This is a genomic window from Xanthomonas sp. SHU 199 (genome assembly GCF_000364665.1).
GTDB lineage: Bacteria > Pseudomonadota > Gammaproteobacteria > Xanthomonadales > Xanthomonadaceae > Xanthomonas_A > Xanthomonas_A sontii.
Genome location: NZ_AQOI01000218.1, coordinates 1 through 715, shown reverse-complemented (window position 1 = coordinate 715; position 715 = coordinate 1). Strand labels below are relative to the sequence as shown.

1 protein-coding gene is annotated in these 715 nt (G+C 65.3%); it reads right to left on the bottom strand.

Going from position 1 to position 715, the window contains the following annotated elements:
• Nucleotides 1–193: 193 nt before the first annotated feature.
• Nucleotides 194–715, bottom strand: a 522-nt coding sequence (locus tag D183_RS0108845) for a LysR substrate-binding domain-containing protein (protein WP_017908690.1), incomplete at its 5' end; no start/stop codon positions are given.

Here is a 715-nt window from a genome sequence, read left to right as displayed (position 1 = left end):
ACTTTTCTTTGCGCGAGCAAAGAAAAGTAACTCGCCGCAAGGCGAAAGCCTTTGCTGTTGCTGTTGCTGCTGCTTGATTTACACGTCGGACAAACACAGCCGCACGAGTGAGCTTTAGCAGCGATAAGCTCTATCGGTAAAGCCCTTCGGGGCTAAAGCCGTTCCTGCATTGCTGCTAGGGGAGTGCAGCCCCTTACCCGCGCCTGCCCGCCGTATGCCCCTGCGCCAACTGCCACAGGTGGCGCACGATCGGCATCGCCTGTGCGGTGGCCGGCAGCGCGGCCAGGGCCAGGCGCGCCATCGGCACGCGGCCTTCGATGTCCAGGTAGCGCACGCCGGGCAACTGCACCTGCGCGGTCGAGGCGGGAACCACCGACACACCCAGTTCGGCGGCCACCAGGTTGACGATGGACGACATCTGCGGCGCTTCCTGTTCGATCTTCAGTTCGAAGCCGGCTTGGCGGCAGGCATCGAGGATCTCGTCATACAGGCTGGTGCCGAAGCTGCGCGGGAACAGGATGAAGGGTTCGCCGGCCAGCGCCGACAGCGGTGCGCGGCGGCGCTTGGCCAGGCGGTGCGCCGCCGGCACCGCGATCTTCATCGGTTCGTCGGGCAGCTTGAGCAACTGCAGTTCCGAGGGCGTGGCTACGCTGTAGCGGATGAAGGCCGCATCCAGCCGCCCCTGCAGCAGCGCCGCAAGCAGGCCGGCGGTGTT